The sequence below is a fragment of the Nitratireductor sp. ZSWI3 genome, from assembly GCF_024655565.1.
Classification (GTDB): Bacteria; Pseudomonadota; Alphaproteobacteria; order Rhizobiales; family Rhizobiaceae; genus Nitratireductor.
Genome location: NZ_JANKOF010000003.1, coordinates 41,846 through 57,984, shown reverse-complemented (window position 1 = coordinate 57,984; position 16,139 = coordinate 41,846). Strand labels below are relative to the sequence as shown.

Here is a 16,139-nt window from a genome sequence, read left to right as displayed (position 1 = left end):
ATCCCAGACAGGTCTTGCAGCCGCCGCGCCTTGCTGATCAAAGTCACCCGCGGATTTTGGACTCGCAGAGCATCGCAGCAATGGATGAAAGCATGAATTTCGCCTCTGACAATTGGGCCGGCGCGCACACGAAGATCGCCGAAGCGCTTGTGAAAAACGCCGCCGGCTATGCTTCGGCCTATGGGAGCAGCGATCTCGACAAGCAGGTCGAGCAGACCTTCTGCGAGATCTTCGAACGCGATGTCGCCGTCTTCTTCGTCGGCACCGGCACGGCGGCCAATGCATTGTCCCTCACCTGGGCTTCCCGGCCGGGCGGTGTCGCCTTCTGCCATTCCGAAGCCCACGCGATCGAAGACGAGGGCGGCGCCCCCGAATATTTCACGGGCGGAGGGCGGCTGAAGGGCGTTGCAGGTGACCTCGGCCGCATCGCCCCCGATGCCCTCGATGCGGCCATCCGCCACTATCCGGCGGAATTCGTGCATGCGGGGCAGCCCATGGCGGCCTCCATCACCCAGGCGACGGAGATAGGCACGCTGTACTCCCTCGAGCAGATCGAGGCGATCGGCCGCATCTGCCGCGACCATGGCATCCCGCTTCACCTCGACGGCGCGCGCTTTGCCAACGCCCTGGTCGCGCTCGACGCGACACCGGCGGAAATGACCTGGAAGCGCGGCGTCGACATCGTCTCCTTCGGCGGAACGAAGAACGGGTGCTGGTGCGCCGAAGCCGTGATCGTGCTCGATCCTGCCAAGGCCGGCGGCATGCCGTTCCTGCGCAAGCGCGCGGCGCACCTCTTTTCCAAGTCCCGCTTTATCGCCGCGCAGTTTGAGGCTTATTTCGAGGATGACCTCTGGCTGCAGCTGGCCCGCCATTCGAATGCGATGGCGCAGATCCTCGCTGAGACGCTGGAGGCGTCCGATGCCGCCCGCCTCGCCTGGAGGCCGCAGGCAAACGAGGTCTTTGCGGTGATGAACGAGAAGACCGCGGCGGCTTTGCAGGCCGGCGGCGCACGCTTCCACGCCTGGAATCCGCCGCTCTCCTTCGCCGGTCAACTGGCGCAGGGCGAAGGGCTCTATCGTTTCGTTACCAGCTTCGCGACCGGCGCGGCCGAAATCGAGGCCTTTGCCGACAGGCTGTCCGCGCGGCGGTAACGCAACCTCTCACGGTCATGTGAACCTCCCTCGCGCGCGCTTGATTTCCAAGTGAGCGCGACCTCTGGGAGAACGACGGGGTCGGTGCAAGACCGGCGTCAACCTGACCTCGAGAGGAGAAATCCATGTCTACGAAAGCCACGCTGAGCCTCGCCTATCTGGCGGGCGCGGTTGCAACAGCGCTTGCCTCCAGCGCCGCCGCCGCACCCCTTTCCCAGGAACAGGTGGATGCAGCGATGAAGGCCGGCAAGGAAAAATGCTACGGCGTTTCCCTTGCAGGCCAGAACGACTGTGCTGCCGGCCCCGGCACCACCTGCGCTGGCACGTCCAAGGTCGACTATCAGGGCAATGCCTGGAAGTTCGTCGACGGCGGCACCTGCACGACGATGGACCTGCCGGACGGCCGCCAGGGCTCGCCCGAGCCTCTCGACCGCGATCTTCCGTCCTGACCTACCGAATGCCGGGAGACGCGATGATGAAACGCGATTTCACCAGAACCACCGTATCCAACGGCCGTTTCCCGGCGTTCGATCCCGTCGGTCGTGCCGGCGCGAGCTTCAAGCCGCAACACATCGAGGCGATCGCCGGGCAATCGGCCTCGATCGGTTTTCTCGAAGTGCATGCGGAAAACTACATGGGCGCCGGCGGCGCTCCCCATGCAGCCCTCGCGAGAATGCGCGATATCCTGCCGCTCTCGTTGCATGGCGTCTGCATGTCGATCGGGGGCCTTGCTCCGCTCGATCGCGAGCATCTCGCCCGTTTCGCCGGTCTCGTCGAACGCTACGAGCCATTCCTGGTTTCGGAGCACCTTGCGTGGTCGACCCATGACGACGTGTTCTACAACGACCTGCTGCCCCTGCCTTACACCGATGTGACGCTGAAGCGGGTGTGCGAGCACATCGACCAGGTCCAGGAGGCGATCCGCCGGCCGATGCTCTTGGAAAATCCCTCGACTTACGTGATCTTCCCCGAATCCACCTGGAAGGAGACCGATTTCCTGCGCGAGATCGTGTCGCGGACCGGGTGCGGGCTGCTGCTCGACGTCAACAACGTCTTCGTCTCCGCCACCAATCACGGCTTCAGCGCCACCGGGTATCTCGCTGATTTCCCCCTGGAACACATTGGCGAAATTCACCTTGCAGGCCACGACGAGCAAGAGGACGACGAGGGCGCACCGCTGCTCATAGACAGCCATGATCGCCCCGTGGCCGACCCGGTGTGGACGCTTTATGAGGAGGTCATCGCCAGATGCGGCCCCATAAACACGCTGGTCGAATGGGATGCGGATGTTCCCGACTGGCCGGTTCTACAGTCGGAAGCGGCCGCCGCCCAACGCATCCTCGATCGTTCCCTGTCCTCGGCAGCAAGCGAAAGATCCCATGCGCTTCACGGCTGACCGTCCCCGGCGGGCTCCTTCCCCAACCGCTTACGATGCGGCCTTCGGCCAGACGCTCCTCAGCCCGGATCGCCCGCAACCCTCCTGCGTCGCAGGCCCGGGCGGAAAAGCTGCAGTCAAGCGCTTCAACGTCTATCGCAACAATGTGACCCACAGCCTGGTGACGGCCCTGACCGAGATCTATCCCATCGTCACGCAAATCCTGGGCGAACAGAATTTCCGCATGATTGCCCGGGATTTCGTCCGCGCGCATCCTCCGACATCGAAGCTCGTCCTCGAATACGGACGCGGCTTTGCCGAGCACCTCGCCGATTTCGACCCGATCCGGCATCTGCGCTATCTGCCGGACGTCGCCAGGCTTGAACGGGCGTGGCTCGACGCCTACCACGCCGCCGACCGGGCGCCGCTGGACCCGGCCGAATTCGCGGCACTGCCGCCCCAGGCGCTGGCCGAAATCCGGCTGTCGCCACACCCGGCGATGCACGTCATCGAATCGGACTACGCAATCCACACGATCTTTACTGCTCACCGATCCGGCCCGATGCCCAGGAGGATCGACGCCGGCATTCCCGAGGCCGTCTTGATAAGTCGTCCCCTGCTGCGGGTCGAGATTCGCAAGCTCGCCCGCGGGCAACCGGTCTTCTTCAAGGCCCTGCGAAAAGGAGCGCCGCTCCGCCAGGCCGCCTCGCTGGCGATGGAACAGGATCCCTCCTTCGATCTCGTCGAAGCCATCGGCCTCACCATCGAAAGCGGTGCCTTCAGCGGAAGCGGTTTTCCGCCCCCGAACTAGCAAAAAGGACTGATGCCGTGATTCGTTCTGCAACTACCGTCGCCTCGGCCCATCACCGCGTCTTCGCGACGATCGAGCGGCTGCTCGACGGCTGGTTCCTGGGGCTCGCCGCCCGCTTCGCCTTTTTGGCGGTTCTCTATTTCTACTTCCTCAATTCGTTCCGCACCAAGGTGGGAGCCGGCCTGTCCGGATTCTTCGAGGTTTCCGACGGCGCTTACTACCAGATCGTCCTGCCGGCGGTCGAAGCTGCGGGAGGCGATGTTGCTGCGCTGGCGTTCTTTCCCTGGCGGCTGATCGTCTGGCTCGGCACCTATTCCGAGTTCGTCCTGCCGCTGCTCATCGTCGTCGGCCTTTTCACGCGCCTCGCCGCGCTCGGCATGATCGGCTTCGTCCTGGTCCAGTCCTATGTGGACATCAACATCCACAAGGTCGGTGCGGAAACCGCAGGCGCCTGGTTCGACCGCTTCTCCGACAGCCTGATCTGGGATCAGCGCACGCTCTGGGTGTTCCTGCTGCTGTATCTCGTGGTCAGGGGTGCCGGCCGGATCTCCATCGACGCCTTGCTGGCGCGCCGCATGCGGCTTGCCTGACCACAAAGAAAAAGCGGCGCCCTTTTTGAGGGCGCCGCCGCGACTTCTCCTATTGTCGGAGAGTTACTCGGCCTTGGCTTCGATCTTCTTCGCGCCCTTCACCGATGCGATCGGGATGCGGCGCGGCTTCATCTCCTCGGGGATGTTGCGCTTGAGGTCGATGTGCAGAAGACCGTTCTCGAGGTTGGCGCCCGTCACCTCGACATGGTCGGCGAGCTGGAAACGGCGCTCGAAGCTGCGCGCGGCGATGCCGCGATAGAGCAGCTCACCTTCGCCTTTCTCTTCGGCGGTCTTCTCGCCCTTGATCGTCAGCACATTGCGGTGCGCCTCGATCGCGATGTCATCGTTGCCGAAGCCGGCGACGGCCATCGAGATGCGGTAGGCGTCTTCGCCGGTGCGCTCGATGTTGTAGGGCGGATAGGTCTGGCCGCCATCGGGCTGAGCCAGGGAATCAAGCATCGTGAAAAGCCGGTCGAAACCGACAGTCGAACGATACAGAGGCGAAAAATCAACATGACGCATGGGTCTGTTCTCCTGTTGAGCAACATTGCGTTTGGCCTTTCCTCGGAAACCCGCTCAAGGGCGTTTCCTGCGTGGCCAGCGACCCCGGATTGGCGGCCGCAAACATCATATGGGCCTTGCAAAACAGGCCTTCAAGACCGGCCGGACCAAGATGAACGCCGGATGAACGGCACCATCGGACAGCGTTCAGCTTCGCCCGGTTAGGCTCTTCTCAGTTGTTTGGCGGCGAAACGGCCTGCCTAACCCAACGCACCGGATGTAACGTCCCTTCCACCGGTGCGCTACGCCGGAAGCGGCTTCGTGCCGCTTCCGGCATTCGTCTGTCAGAGACCGCTCATTCTTGCCTATCGGCGCGTCCACCAGTATCACTCGGCACGTGCCGTCGTTGAACGCATCTGAGGCAGTCACCCCCGCATGGCCGACCTTCTCGTCGAGATTCCGGAGAACCCGATCCCGAAGGGCACAGACGCCGGCCTGATCGAGACGGCGGACGGCTGCCGTTTGCGCTATGCGCGCGTGCCGGCGCCCACCCCCTCCGGCAAAGGCACGGTCGTCATCCTGCCGGGGCGCAACGAGTTCATCGAGAAATATCTGGAAACGGCACAGGATCTTCTCCGGCGCGGTTACGGCTCGGCGATTCTCGACTGGCGCGGGCAAGGAGGCTCGGACAGGCTGCTGCGCGATCCGGATCGCGGCTACATCGAGAACTTCAGTGACTATGTTCGCGACCTCGACGCATTCTTCCAGTCCGTCGTGCTGCCGGACTGCCGCGGTCCCTATTACATCCTCGCCCATTCCACCGGTGCGCTGATCGCCCTGCTCGCCACCCCCAACCTGACCAATCGGGTGCGGAGGATGGTTCTGTGCGCACCGCTGCTCGGCCTCTACGCAAAGCCGGCCGCCGCCCGCTGGGTGGAACGGCTCGCCGGGTTTCTCTATGCGATCGGTCTGGGCAAGCTCTACATGCCCGGGCGCAGCCGGCGCGGAAAGACCCCGCTCTTTTCGGATGCCGCTCTCAGCACCGACGCGAAGCGTTTCGAGCGCAACCGGGCCGTCGTTCTGCAAAGGCCGGACCTGGCCATCAACGGCCCGACCGTCGCCTGGACGCGCGCCATGTTCAAGGCGATCGAAACGGTCACCGCTCCGGCCTTCATGGCTGAAATCCACATCCCAACGCTGTTCCTGGCGGCCGGCCGCGAACGCGTCGTCTCGACCCTTGCCATAGAGCGCTACGTTCGGCGCCTGCGCAGCGCCTCGTTGCTGACCATCGACGGCGGCCGCCATGAACTTCTGCAGGAGGCTGATTTTTATCGGGAGCAGGTGTTGGCTGCGTTCGAGGCCTTTGCCGACAATGACGGCCAGCCCTGGCTGTGAACTCTACCGCAGCAGCGCCATCGCCTGTTCGTGCAGTTGCGGCGTTGCTGCCGCAAGAATGTCGCCACCGCCTTCCGCGCGCCCGCCCGCCCAGGTCGTTATGATGCCGCCCGCCTGCTCGATGACGGGAATGAGGGCGACGATATCGTATGGCTGCAGCCCCGCCTCGATCACCAGGTCCACCTGACCGGCCGCCAGCATGGCATAGGCGTAGCAATCGGTGCCATAGCGCGCCAGGCACACGCCCGCCTCCACCCGGTCGTAGGCCGCGCGCCGCAGCGGATCGAACAGTGCCGGCGTGGTGGTGCAGAGCGTTGCATCCGAGAGGACGGTCGTGTCGCGCACCGAAAGACGCCGGTTGCCGCCCGGGCCCTCATAGTGGGTGCCCTCGCCGCAGGCATAGAACAGCTCGCCCGTGAAGGGCTGGGACATCAGGCCCGCCACTGCACGGCCCTCGACCGTCAGCCCCACCAGGGTTCCCCACAGGGGAAGGCCGGAGATGAAGGCGCGCGTGCCGTCGATCGGATCGATGATCCAGCGGTGGGCGCTCCCTTCCCGCTCGAGCCCGAACTCCTCGCCATGGATGCCATGATCCGGATAGGCCTCGGCAATCAGGGTCCTGATCACGCGTTCTGCTTCGCGGTCGGCTTCCGTTACCGGGTCGAACCCGCAGGCCAGCTTGTTGTCGATCAGAGCCGGGCGGCGAAACCGCGGCAGGGTTTCCGCAGCAGCCGCCTCGGCAATGCGGCGCATCAGGGCCGGCGTGATCGTCATCGATATCTCCTCAGGCAGCCGGCCGAAATCCGGCCGGTCCGGCAATCGGCCTCTTTTGCCACAGCCCTCCGGCTTTGCAATGGTGAATGACCGGTAAAGCGCTTGACAATTGTGCAGCGCAACATAAACTTTGATCGGGCAGTTGTTCTGCCTAATGCCCTTTTGGGCGTTTCCTCCCTAGACTTTAGACCGCGTCGCCAGGCGATGCGGTCTTTTTTTTTTGCAGCGCAACAAGTTCCGCGCGGTTATTCGGCGGCCAGCGGAACGTCAGCGAAATGCTGCCCCGCAATCACCATCAGCTCGCGGGCAAAATCGCTGAGATCGTCCATCAGGGCATGAAAACCCGCTGTCTTCTCCAGTGTGCGCTCGTTCATGTAGAGCCCGCGATTGACCTCGATCTGCACCGCATGCAGCCCCTGGGCCGGCCGGCCGTAATGTTCGGTGATGAACCCGCCGGCATAGGGCTTGTTGTGAATCACGCAATAGCCGCGCGCCGATAAGAGCCCGATGACGCATTCCGTCAGGGCAGGAGACGCCGAAACGCCGAAACGATCGCCGATGATGAAGTCCGGCCGCAGCGCGCCCTCGCCGGAGCGGATGCCGGCCGGCATGGAGTGGCAGTCGATCAGGATGCCGACGCCGAAGGCGCAGTGCGTATCGATCAGCAGGCGCTTCAGGCAGTCGTGATAGGGCATGTAGATCGCCTCGATGCGCGACCTCGCTTCCGAAAGGGGCAGGCGCCCCGAATAGATGTCCAGCCCCTCGCCGACCAGTTTCGGGACGGTGCCCAGCCCACCGGCCACGCGCGGCGAGCGGATGTTGGCGAACGGCGGCACCGGATCGCTGAACATGCGCGGATCGAGCTCCCACGGCTCGCGGTTCACGTCGAGATAGGCGCGTGGGAAATTGGCCGTGAGCAGGGGGGCTCCGCAGCCGACGACGCCGGAGAACAGCTCGTCGACATAACAGTCCTCGGACCGCCGGATCATGGACGCGTCGAGGCGGCTCATCGCCAGAAACCGGTGAGGATAGTGCCGCCCGCTGTGAGGCGAATTGAACACGAAAGGAACGGTTTGTGAGGTCGGTGTAAGCACCTCAAAGGCCGGAACCTGCTCGAAGTCCGCAACCGCATTCATCCGTGTCGGCGCCTCCAGCCTCATGACATCATTGTGAAGCCTGCCACCGGCGACAGCCCCTGTCCAGCCCGCATTCGGCTCTTGCATGGCGGGATTCACTTGATATTTACCACGTGAGAATCATATAGCTAAACACAGTGATGCGGTTTGCGGGACGGCCGCTCTTGCACAATTCGGACGACATGATGGCACGGATTCTCCTGGCGGAAGACGACAATGACATGCGGCGCTTTCTGGTGAAGGCGCTTGAGCGGGCGGGGTACGAAGTGGTCGACTTCGACAACGGTGCAGGCGCCTATGAGCGGTTGCGCGAGGAGCCTTTCTCTCTGCTTCTGACCGATATCGTCATGCCCGAGATGGACGGTATCGAACTGGCGCGCCGCGCGACCGAGATCGATCCCGACCTGAAGGTGATGTTCATCACCGGCTTCGCGGCCGTTGCGCTCAACCCCGATTCCAACGCACCACGCGATGCGAAGGTGCTTTCCAAGCCCTTTCACCTGCGCGATCTGGTGAACGAGGTGGAAAAGCTGCTGCAGGCTGCTTAGGCTTGAAGCGGGAGACCCGCGGCGGCCGTTTTCGCGTGCTCGCTGGGAAGCGAAAAATCGCTTCAATCCTCTATTGACGCCGACTGCGAATATGTGGTCTATGCCCGCGTCGGATGGGCGTGTAGCTCAGCGGGAGAGCACTACGTTGACATCGTAGGGGTCACAGGTTCAATCCCTGTCACGCCCACCATCCTTTCAAAACTTCGCGACAGGCTCCAGCCCGGAACGGGTGCGGGAGAGGCGTGCGGTCAGTGCCTGACCGTGCGGAAGCGCTCCTCCAGATAGGAGACGAGCCGCACCAGCGGCCACAGGACGATGAGATACATCACCGCGGCGGCGATCAGCGGTGTCGGGTTTGCCGTCAGCGCCTGCGCATCCGTCGCCTGCTTGAGCAGGTCCGGCATCGCCACGACGGAAGCCAGCGAGGTGTCCTTGGCGATCGCCACGGAATTGCTCGTGTGCGGGGGAATAGCGACCCGGAACGCCTGCGGCAGGATCACCTTGTAGATGATCGCCCAGAAGGGCATGCCCAACGCCTTGGCGGCTTCCGTCTGCCCGGGCGGGATCGACTGGATGCCGGCCCGGAAGACCTCGGCGGTGAAGGCCGAGAAAACCAGCCCCAGCGCCATCGTCGCCGAGGTGAAGGCGTTGAGCCTGATGCCGACGAAGGGCAGCGCGTAATAGATCAGCACCAGCACCACGAGAATCGGCAAGGCGCGAAAGATGTCGACGTGAAGCACCGCCAGGACCCGCACCGGCTTGGGCGCGTAAAGGCGGGCAAGGCAGATCAGCACGCCGGCGAGGCCACCCAGGATGATGGTGGTGAGCGCAAGCAGCACCGTGTTGCCCACACCCCTGAGAAGCATGGGAAAGATGCGCACGAGCACATCCGCGTTCAAGAACGTGTCGACGAATCCCGGCATCGCGATGCGATCCTCCCATTATCGCTTGCTGAAAACACGAAAGCCTCTGCCCGTCTCAACGATGGGCGCCTCCCTCCCCCGGCGTCCCTTGCGCGGCGACCGAGCGATAGACCATCAACGTGAACTGCACATGCGCGCGCATGAGGTTCAGCGCCGACGGCGTGTCCCTGGCAAGGGCTGCATTCATCAGTTGCGTGTGGTGATCGAGGGCGAGTGCCTGTCGCAACAGCTCTTGCGTCCGTGCGTCGTGGCCGCCCTCCCCGGTCGGCTTCCCCATGCCGGGATGAAACAGCAGCGCCTGGTGGTGGCGCCGCAACTGCTCGCTGACCTGTCGCTGAAACGACTTCAGCCAGGAGGAGCGGGCGGCCGCCAAAAGCGCCTGATGGAAGGCGTCGTGCGCCTCCATCCAGGCTGCAACGCCATTGCCCTCTCCGGCAGGGCAATCGCCTAGGATCTTTCTTGCAGGCTGCGCCTGCGACCCCCACCCTCGATCCCTCCCCTCAAGGGGGAGGGAAGTCAGGGGGTGCGCCCGATCGTCCCCCTCCCCCTTGAGGGGAGGGGTAAGGGGTGGGGGTACCGCGGCGGCGCCATAGGCGATTGCACGGCCCTCTCGAGTCAGCGCCCTCGCCGCGCCGGTGAGCTTGTGATGCGCGGCCACGATGCCGCTCTCCCAGGCGAGATCGCCACAGGCGATCGCATCTTCGAGCAGCGCCGTCTCGACCACGCTGCGTGCCTGTTCGAGATCCTCCAGTTCCGTCAGCGAAACCGGGGCGACCCGGTAGCCGCGGTTTGGTTGCAGAACCACCAGCCCCGTTGCCTCGAGGCGGGACAGCGCCTCGCGAAGCGGGGTGTAGCCGATGTCGTATCGCTTCGACAGAGCCATCAGGCGCAACGGCGCATCGGGCGCCAGAACGCCGCTCACGATGTCGCGCCTGAGAGCGGTCAAGGCGGCCTCGACCCTCCGCCCACCATCATCAGCCATTGTGCCGACCCATGATTTCATATAATCCATCACAATATATATAATTCTTCGGCACAATCCATCTTGATCAAATGAGCACGGAGGAAGAAATCAGGATATGCGGGACGAGACAAGTGCGCATGAGCGAGACCGGCAGGATCCGCTGCGGGAATTCCGCGCCCGGTTCCGTCTTCCTGAGGGCGTGATCTATCTCGACGGCAACAGTCTCGGCGCCATGCCTGCCGGCATCGGCGAGCGCATGCGCGAGGTGGTCGAGCACGAATGGGGCGATCATCTGGTGCGCGGCTGGAACGACGCCAACTGGATCGACCTGCCGGCGCGGGTCGCCGCGAAGATCGCTCGCCTTGTCGGTGCGCCGGAAAACACGGTGGCGGTCGGAGATTCGACGTCCGTCAACGCGTTCAAGATTCTGTCCGCCGCGCTTTCGCTGCGCCCGGAAAGGCGCGTCATCCTGTCCGACAGCAACAACTTCCCGACGGACCTCTACATCGCTGACGGTCTCGCCCGCCTGCTCGGCCAGGGCTACGAGCTGCGCACCGCGACGGCGGACGACATGCACGACGCCATCGACGAGACCGTCGCGGTCGCCCTCCTGACCGAGGTGGATTACCGCACCGGCTGGCGCTACGACATGGCCGAAACCACGAGACGGCTGCACGAACGGGGCGCGCTGGCGGTCTGGGACCTCTGCCACAGCGCCGGCGCGTTTCCGGTGCATCTTGAAGAGGCGAAGGCGGATTTCGCGATCGGCTGTGGTTACAAATACCTGAACGGCGGGCCCGGCGCCCCGGCATTCCTCTATGTGGCGCAAGCCCACCTGCCGCATGTGCGACCGGCATTGTCTGGCTGGATGGGCCACCAGGCCCCCTTTGCCTTCACGCCGGACTACACGCCGGCGGGCGGCATTGCCCGCATGATGGTCGGCACTCCGCCCATTCTCTCGCTCTCCTCGATCGATGCGGCGCTCGACGCCTTCGAGGGCGTCGACATGCAGCTCGTGCGTGCGAAGTCCCAATCCCTGTGCGATCTCTTCATTGCGGAAGTGGAGCGGCGCTGCCCCGGGCTGGAGCTCGTCACGCCGCGGGACCACCAGCGGCGCGGCAGCCAGGTCTCCTTCCGCCACCCGGAAGGGTATGCCATCATGCAGGCATTGATCCGTGAAAACGTGATCGGCGACTTCCGGGCCCCCGACATCCTGCGGTTCGGCATGACGCCGCTCTATCTGCGCCACGCCGATGTGGTGGATGCGGCAACGGTTCTTGAGCGGGTCATGCGGGAAAAGCTGTGGGACCGCCCGGAATTTCACAGACGTGCAAAGGTCACGTGAGCGCAAGCCTTCCCCCTGCGCCGGCGGTGCGTGACAGCCGGGCGGAGTCCCGTTTGTGCGTGCAAGACCTATGCGCCACATCCATTTGTGGCGCATGACCTTACGATAATTTAATACTAGAACAGATGAAAACCTCCAGCGAAGCTGGCATAAAGACGATCGCCTGATGCGCTCGGTTCACCGGCTGTCGGCACCGCCTTACACCAGTGATCCAACAAGCCGGAGCGTGCATGTCTTTATGGAAACAGGCGATCCTCTGCCTACTTCTCGCTGTCGCGGCAGCGCTCGCATGGCTTTGGTACTATCCGGGCTCCAACGCCTTTCTGGCCCGCATCGGCCTTGCCAGGCAGACCGTGGCAAGCACCGAAGGAGCGCCTGCCGAAGGACAGCGCCGCGGCCCGCGCGCCGGAGCGTCGGGCCCCGTCGTCACCGCTCCCATCAGCTTTTCGACGATAAACGACCGTCTCACGGCCATCGGCACCGGCCGCGCCCTGCGCTCGGTGGTGGTCAACCCGCTGACATCGGGAACCCTTCGCGAGATCGCCGTCACGTCGGGCATCGAGGTCAAGAAAGGCGATCTGATCGCCAAACTCGATTCCGAGTCTGAGGAAATCGCCGTCGACCGCGCCATCATCGCGCTCGACGATGCCAGGACCAAGCTCGACCGCATCATGGCCCTTCGCACCACCAACACAGTCACGGTGGCGCAGCAGAACGAGGCCGAACTGGCGCTGAGGAATGCCGAACTCGCCAGGCGCGAGGCCGAGCTGGCGCTGGAGCGCCGCTCCATCACCGCCCCGATCGACGGCACGGTCGGCATCCTGCCGATCTCGGCGGGAAGCTACGTTACCAGCAGCACGGAAATCGCGACGATCGACGACCGGTCGCGCATCCTGGTAGATTTCTGGATTCCCGAACGTTACGCGGACCTGGTCGAGATCGGATCGCCGCTGGCGGCAACCTCCGTGGCCAGGGCCTCGTCGCAGCACCAGGGCGAGATCACTGCCGTCGACAATCGGATCGACCCGGAAAGCCGCACCCTTCGGGTCGAGGGCCAGATCGAAAATCCCGACAACCGGCTGCGCGCCGGCATGGCTTTCAACATCTCCATGCGCTTTCCCGGCGAGACGTACCCGGCCATCGATCCGCTGGCCATCCAGTGGAGCTCGGACGGGCCCTATGTATGGGTCGTCGAAAACGGCACGGCGCGGCAAAAGCCGGTGCGCATCATCCAGCGCAATGCCGACAGCGTCCTCGTCGACGCCGAGTTCTCCGACGGCGACCTCGTGGTGACGCAAGGCATCCACAACGTCCGCGAGGGCGTTCCGGTGGAGGCGGCCGGCGCCCCCACATCCAGCGGTTCCCGCGTCGTGAGGGCCGAGGGGAGCGCTTCGTGAAGGACCGGATTCACAATGCGCAGAGCGGCCTGACGGCGATCTTCGTCCGCCGTCCGATCCTTGCCTTTGTCTTCAACACGCTGATCGCGGTTGCGGGCCTTGCCGCGCTGTTCGGCATCGAGGTGCGCGAGTTGCCGGATGTCGACCGGCCGGTGATCACCGTCTCCACGGACTTTTCCGGCGCCTCCGCGGAAACCATGGACCGGGAGGTCACGGCCATCATCGAAGGCGCGGTGGCCCGCGTATCGGGTGTGGCGGCGATCTCCTCGAATTCCTCCTATGGCCGCAGCCGGGTGACCGTCGAGTTCAGCGACAGCGTCGATCTCGACGCGGCCGCCTCGGATCTGCGCGACGCCGTGAGCCGCATCCAGAACAGCCTTCCAGAGGACGCCGACGTTCCGCGGATCGTGAAGGCCGACAGCAACGCGCAACCGGTCATAAGGCTGGCCCTGACCTCGGACCGGATGTCCATTCAGGACATGACCGTTCTCGTCGAAGACGAGATCGTAGATGCCTTCGCTTCCGTCCCGGGCGTGGCCGACGTCCAGGTCTATGGCGACCGAGCCAAGATCTTCCGTGTCGACATCGACCAGACCAAGCTCGCAGGCTTGGGCCTGACCGTGGCCGACGTGTCGAAAGCCCTGTCTTCGGTCGCCTTCGACACGCCTGCCGGATCGCTGACCAGCAGCACGCAGGATCTGACGGTGCGGGCGACGGCCGCCGTCACCACTCCCGAGGAATTCGAGGCGATCTACCTCAAGAACCACGTGCGCCTCAGCGACGTGGCGACGGTGACGCTCGGTCCGGATATCGGCGAAAGCCAGCTGCGCGCCAACGGCCGCAACGGCATCGGGCTGGGCATCGTCCGCCAGGCGCAATCGAACACGCTCGACATCTCGTCGGGCGTGCGGAAAGCGGTCGAGGAAGTCCGTGATATCCTGCCGGAGGGAATGGACATCGAGGTCACCAGCGACGATGCGACCTTCATCAACGGCGCCATCCACGAGGTGGAGATCGCGCTGGGCATCTCCGTGACCGTGGTTCTGCTCGTCATCTATCTGTTCCTGCGCGACATCCGCGCCACGATCATTCCAGGCCTTGCCATCCCCGTCGCGCTGATCGGCACGCTGGCCGCGATCTACCTGACCGGCTTCTCGATCAACATCCTGACGCTTCTTGCACTGGTGCTGGCCACCGGCCTTGTCGTGGACGACGCGATCGTCGTGCTCGAGAACATCGTGCGCCGCCGCAACGAGGGCATGGGGGGGCGCGCCGCCGCCGTGCTCGGCACGCAGGAGGTGTTCTTCGCCGTCATCGCCACCACGGCGACGCTGGTCGCCGTTTTCGTGCCGATCTCCTTCCTGCCCGGCCAGGCCGGCGGCTTGTTCAAGGAGTTCGGCTTCGTCCTTGCCATTTCCGTCTTCCTGTCATCTCTGGTGGCTCTGTCGCTTTGCCCCATGCTGGCGTCGCGCATGCTGTCGGCCCGTTCGGGAACCGAGGAACATCACTCGAGCGGCGTGCTCGGGCGCATCGGCGGAGCGTTCGAAGTCATCTACCGCCGAATGCTGCACGCCTGCCTCGACGCTCCCCTTGTCGTCATTCTGGTATCGGCCTTGTTCGCCGGAGCCGCCTATGGGCTGTTCGGCACGATCAAGTCCGAGGTGACACCGACGGAGGACCGCTCGATCGCCTTCATGCGCATCTCGGCCCCGCAAGGTGTCAGCCTCGACTATTTCGCCGAGCAGATGCGCCGGATCGAGACGCTCATCCAGCCCATGCGCGAAAGCGGCGAGGTGCTCAGCACCTTCTCCCTCGCCGGACAGGGCGGCTCGAGCAACAGCGGCTTTCTCGTCCTGCGCCTTGCCCCATGGGAAAACCGTGCGCGCACCCAACAGGAAATCGTCGCCGAATTGTCCCAGCGCACCAGTTCCGTGCCCGGTGTCCGCGCCTTCGTCTTCCAGCCGAACAGCCTCGGCATCCGCGGTTCGGGCAGCGGGCTGCAATTCGCGGTGGCCGGCAGCAATTACACCACGCTCAACGACATCGCCGCCAGGATCGTCGCCGAAATGGAAAAGGACGGGCACTTCCGCCAGGCCCGCCTTTCCAACGACACGACGCAGCCGCAGCTCTCCATCGCCATCAATCGTGAACGTGCCTTCGACCTCGGCATCGAGATCGACGGGCTCGGCAACACCATCCAGGCCATGCTGGATGGACGCAAGATCGGCTCCGTCTTCATCGATGACCGAAGCGTCGACGTGAAGCTGGTCTCCACCACCAATCCGGTCAACGACCCGACCGACATGGAGAACATCTTCATCAAGGCCGGCGACGGCCGCTTCGTGCCGCTTTCGGCGATCGCCACGCTGAAGGAGGAGGCGGTGCCGCCTTCGCTGACCCGCGAAGGCCAGTTGCGATCCGTCAGCATCAGCGCCGCGCTGGCGCCCGGCGTCGCCCTGAGCGAAGCCTATGCGCGCGCGCAGGAGATCGCAGCGCCCATCCTGAAACCCGGCACCCGCATCATTCCGCTTGCCGAAACCGCGACGCTGGGAGAGACCTCCGGTTCCATGCGCACCATTTTCGGCTTTGCTGTGGTGATCATCCTGCTGGTTCTGGCGGCACAGTTCGAGAGCTTCGTCAGTGCCCTGATCATCATGGCAACGGTGCCGCTCGGCCTTGCCTGCGCGGTCTTCGCCATGCTGGCGACCGGCACCAGCCTCAACGTCTACAGCCAGATCGGCCTCGTCCTCCTGGTCGGCATCATGGCCAAGAACGGCATCCTGATCGTCGAGTTCGCCAATCAGTTGCGCGACCGCGGGCTGGGCGTGCGCGAGGCGATCGAGCAGGCTTCCCTGATCCGCCTGCGCCCGGTGGCGATGACGATGATCTGCACCGTGGTGGGCGGCATACCGCTCGTTCTGGCAAGCGGGGCCGGCGCCGAGGCACGCATCGCGCTAGGCTGGATCATCGTCGGCGGTCTCGGCCTCGCCGCGCTGTCGACCCTGTTCCTGACCCCCGTCGCCTATCTGCTGCTCGGCCGCTTCATGACGCCCAAGGCGGAAGAGGAGGCCCGGCTGGAGCGTGAGCTCGATCATGCTGCGGGAATTGACGCGCCGTCCGGCCGCTCCTGATTGCCGCACGTCCGACCCGCGCCGTGCAATGCGTGACAATGCGCGCACAAAACGGTATCTGTGCCCGGCGCGCAGGCGCGCCGGCGTTCTCGGCCCGT

The 16,139-nt window shown here is 64.4% G+C and carries 15 protein-coding genes and 1 tRNA gene; 11 read left to right on the top strand and 5 right to left on the bottom strand.

Features of this window, described 5'->3' with window-relative positions; translation table 11 throughout:
- The first annotated feature begins 92 nt into the window (after positions 1-92).
- The 5 genes from NUU27_RS02130 to NUU27_RS02110 all read left to right on the top strand — a co-directional run bounded on the left by NUU27_RS02130 (position 93) and on the right by NUU27_RS02110 (position 3,927).
- Positions 93-1,151, top strand: a complete 1,059-nt coding sequence (locus tag NUU27_RS02130) for a low specificity L-threonine aldolase (protein WP_257760397.1) — start codon at positions 93-95, stop codon at positions 1,149-1,151.
- 125 nt (positions 1,152-1,276) lie between these two features.
- Positions 1,277-1,600 (top strand): DUF2282 domain-containing protein, encoded by a 324-nt coding sequence (locus tag NUU27_RS02125; protein ID WP_257760396.1) that lies wholly within the window; start codon positions 1,277-1,279, stop codon positions 1,598-1,600.
- A 26-nt stretch (positions 1,601-1,626) separates the two neighbouring features.
- Positions 1,627-2,547 (top strand): DUF692 domain-containing protein, encoded by a 921-nt coding sequence (locus tag NUU27_RS02120; RefSeq protein ID WP_257760395.1) that lies wholly within the window; start codon positions 1,627-1,629, stop codon positions 2,545-2,547.
- A complete protein-coding gene (locus NUU27_RS02115) occupies positions 2,531-3,337 on the top strand; it encodes a DNA-binding domain-containing protein (protein WP_257760394.1) in 807 nt (268 codons plus the stop codon). The genes NUU27_RS02120 and NUU27_RS02115 overlap by 17 nt, the downstream gene beginning before the upstream one ends.
- 20 nt (positions 3,338-3,357) lie before the next feature.
- Entirely contained in the window at positions 3,358-3,927 is a 570-nt protein-coding gene (locus NUU27_RS02110; protein ID WP_374565336.1) for a DoxX family protein, read from the top strand.
- Positions 3,928-3,990: 63 nt separating this feature from the next.
- Here the strand turns inward: NUU27_RS02110 and NUU27_RS02105 are convergent, their stop codons facing one another.
- Entirely contained in the window at positions 3,991-4,449 is a 459-nt protein-coding gene (locus tag NUU27_RS02105) for an Hsp20 family protein (RefSeq protein WP_257760392.1), read from the bottom strand.
- Between the two features lie 414 nt (positions 4,450-4,863).
- Between NUU27_RS02105 and NUU27_RS02100 the strand changes: the two genes are divergently transcribed.
- Positions 4,864-5,823, top strand: a complete 960-nt coding sequence (locus tag NUU27_RS02100) for an alpha/beta fold hydrolase (protein WP_257760391.1) — start codon at positions 4,864-4,866, stop codon at positions 5,821-5,823.
- 3 nt (positions 5,824-5,826) lie between these two features.
- Here the strand turns inward: NUU27_RS02100 and hisN are convergent, their stop codons facing one another.
- A complete protein-coding gene (hisN, locus tag NUU27_RS02095) occupies positions 5,827-6,597 on the bottom strand; it encodes a histidinol-phosphatase (protein WP_257760390.1) in 771 nt (256 codons plus the stop codon).
- A gap of 245 nt (positions 6,598-6,842) precedes the next feature.
- Positions 6,843-7,733 (bottom strand): N-formylglutamate amidohydrolase, encoded by an 891-nt coding sequence (locus NUU27_RS02090; RefSeq protein ID WP_257760388.1) that lies wholly within the window; start codon positions 7,731-7,733, stop codon positions 6,843-6,845.
- A gap of 185 nt (positions 7,734-7,918) precedes the next feature.
- On the opposite strand from NUU27_RS02090, the gene cpdR reads away from it, so the two are divergent.
- Together cpdR and NUU27_RS02080 are read left to right on the top strand one after the other, a co-directional pair.
- Positions 7,919-8,281 carry a cell cycle two-component system response regulator CpdR gene (cpdR, locus tag NUU27_RS02085; protein WP_008599113.1) on the top strand — a complete coding sequence of 121 codons (363 nt, stop codon included), beginning with the start codon at positions 7,919-7,921 and terminating at the stop codon, positions 8,279-8,281.
- A 115-nt stretch (positions 8,282-8,396) separates the two neighbouring features.
- A tRNA-Val gene (locus NUU27_RS02080) sits at positions 8,397-8,471 on the top strand.
- 58 nt (positions 8,472-8,529) lie between these two features.
- Here NUU27_RS02080 and NUU27_RS02075 read toward each other — a convergent pair.
- Both NUU27_RS02075 and NUU27_RS02070 read right to left on the bottom strand, forming a co-directional pair.
- Positions 8,530-9,204 carry an amino acid ABC transporter permease gene (locus tag NUU27_RS02075; protein ID WP_257760387.1) on the bottom strand — a complete coding sequence of 225 codons (675 nt, stop codon included), beginning with the start codon at positions 9,202-9,204 and terminating at the stop codon, positions 8,530-8,532.
- A 55-nt stretch (positions 9,205-9,259) separates the two neighbouring features.
- The gene (locus NUU27_RS02070) at positions 9,260-10,150 is read right to left on the bottom strand and encodes a GntR family transcriptional regulator (protein WP_257760386.1); all 891 of its coding nucleotides are present in this window, start codon (positions 10,148-10,150) and stop codon (positions 9,260-9,262) included.
- A gap of 133 nt (positions 10,151-10,283) precedes the next feature.
- On the opposite strand from NUU27_RS02070, the gene kynU reads away from it, so the two are divergent.
- The 3 genes from kynU to NUU27_RS02055 all read left to right on the top strand — a co-directional run bounded on the left by kynU (position 10,284) and on the right by NUU27_RS02055 (position 16,041).
- Positions 10,284-11,513, top strand: coding sequence for a kynureninase (gene kynU, locus NUU27_RS02065; RefSeq protein ID WP_257760385.1), 1,230 nt, complete (start codon positions 10,284-10,286; stop codon positions 11,511-11,513).
- A gap of 230 nt (positions 11,514-11,743) precedes the next feature.
- Positions 11,744-12,910: an efflux RND transporter periplasmic adaptor subunit gene (locus NUU27_RS02060; protein ID WP_257760384.1), complete on the top strand. Its 1,167-nt coding sequence runs from the start codon at positions 11,744-11,746 to the stop codon at positions 12,908-12,910.
- The gene (locus tag NUU27_RS02055) at positions 12,907-16,041 is read left to right on the top strand and encodes an efflux RND transporter permease subunit (RefSeq protein WP_257760383.1); all 3,135 of its coding nucleotides are present in this window, start codon (positions 12,907-12,909) and stop codon (positions 16,039-16,041) included. The genes NUU27_RS02060 and NUU27_RS02055 overlap by 4 nt, the downstream gene beginning before the upstream one ends.
- Positions 16,042-16,139 lie beyond the last annotated feature (98 nt).

Bases quoted from the DNA above. Each gene is read 5' to 3' on its own strand.
- NUU27_RS02115 (WP_257760394.1), top strand. From the start codon at position 2,531: ATGCGCTTCACGGCTGACCGTCCCCGGCGGGCTCCTTCCCCAACCGCT.
- NUU27_RS02060 (WP_257760384.1), top strand. From the start codon at position 11,744: ATGTCTTTATGGAAACAGGCGATCCTCTGCCTACTTCTCGCTGTCGCG.
- NUU27_RS02105 (WP_257760392.1), bottom strand. From the start codon at position 4,449: ATGCGTCATGTTGATTTTTCGCCTCTGTATCGTTCGACTGTCGGTTTC.
- NUU27_RS02075 (WP_257760387.1), bottom strand. From the start codon at position 9,204: ATGCCGGGATTCGTCGACACGTTCTTGAACGCGGATGTGCTCGTGCGC.
- NUU27_RS02125 (WP_257760396.1), top strand. From the start codon at position 1,277: ATGTCTACGAAAGCCACGCTGAGCCTCGCCTATCTGGCGGGCGCGGTT.
- cpdR (WP_008599113.1), top strand. From the start codon at position 7,919: ATGGCACGGATTCTCCTGGCGGAAGACGACAATGACATGCGGCGCTTT.
- NUU27_RS02090 (WP_257760388.1), bottom strand. From the start codon at position 7,733: ATGAATGCGGTTGCGGACTTCGAGCAGGTTCCGGCCTTTGAGGTGCTT.
- NUU27_RS02120 (WP_257760395.1), top strand. From the start codon at position 1,627: ATGAAACGCGATTTCACCAGAACCACCGTATCCAACGGCCGTTTCCCG.
- NUU27_RS02100 (WP_257760391.1), top strand. From the start codon at position 4,864: ATGGCCGACCTTCTCGTCGAGATTCCGGAGAACCCGATCCCGAAGGGC.
- NUU27_RS02130 (WP_257760397.1), top strand. From the start codon at position 93: ATGAATTTCGCCTCTGACAATTGGGCCGGCGCGCACACGAAGATCGCC.
- hisN (WP_257760390.1), bottom strand. From the start codon at position 6,597: ATGACGATCACGCCGGCCCTGATGCGCCGCATTGCCGAGGCGGCTGCT.
- kynU (WP_257760385.1), top strand. From the start codon at position 10,284: ATGCGGGACGAGACAAGTGCGCATGAGCGAGACCGGCAGGATCCGCTG.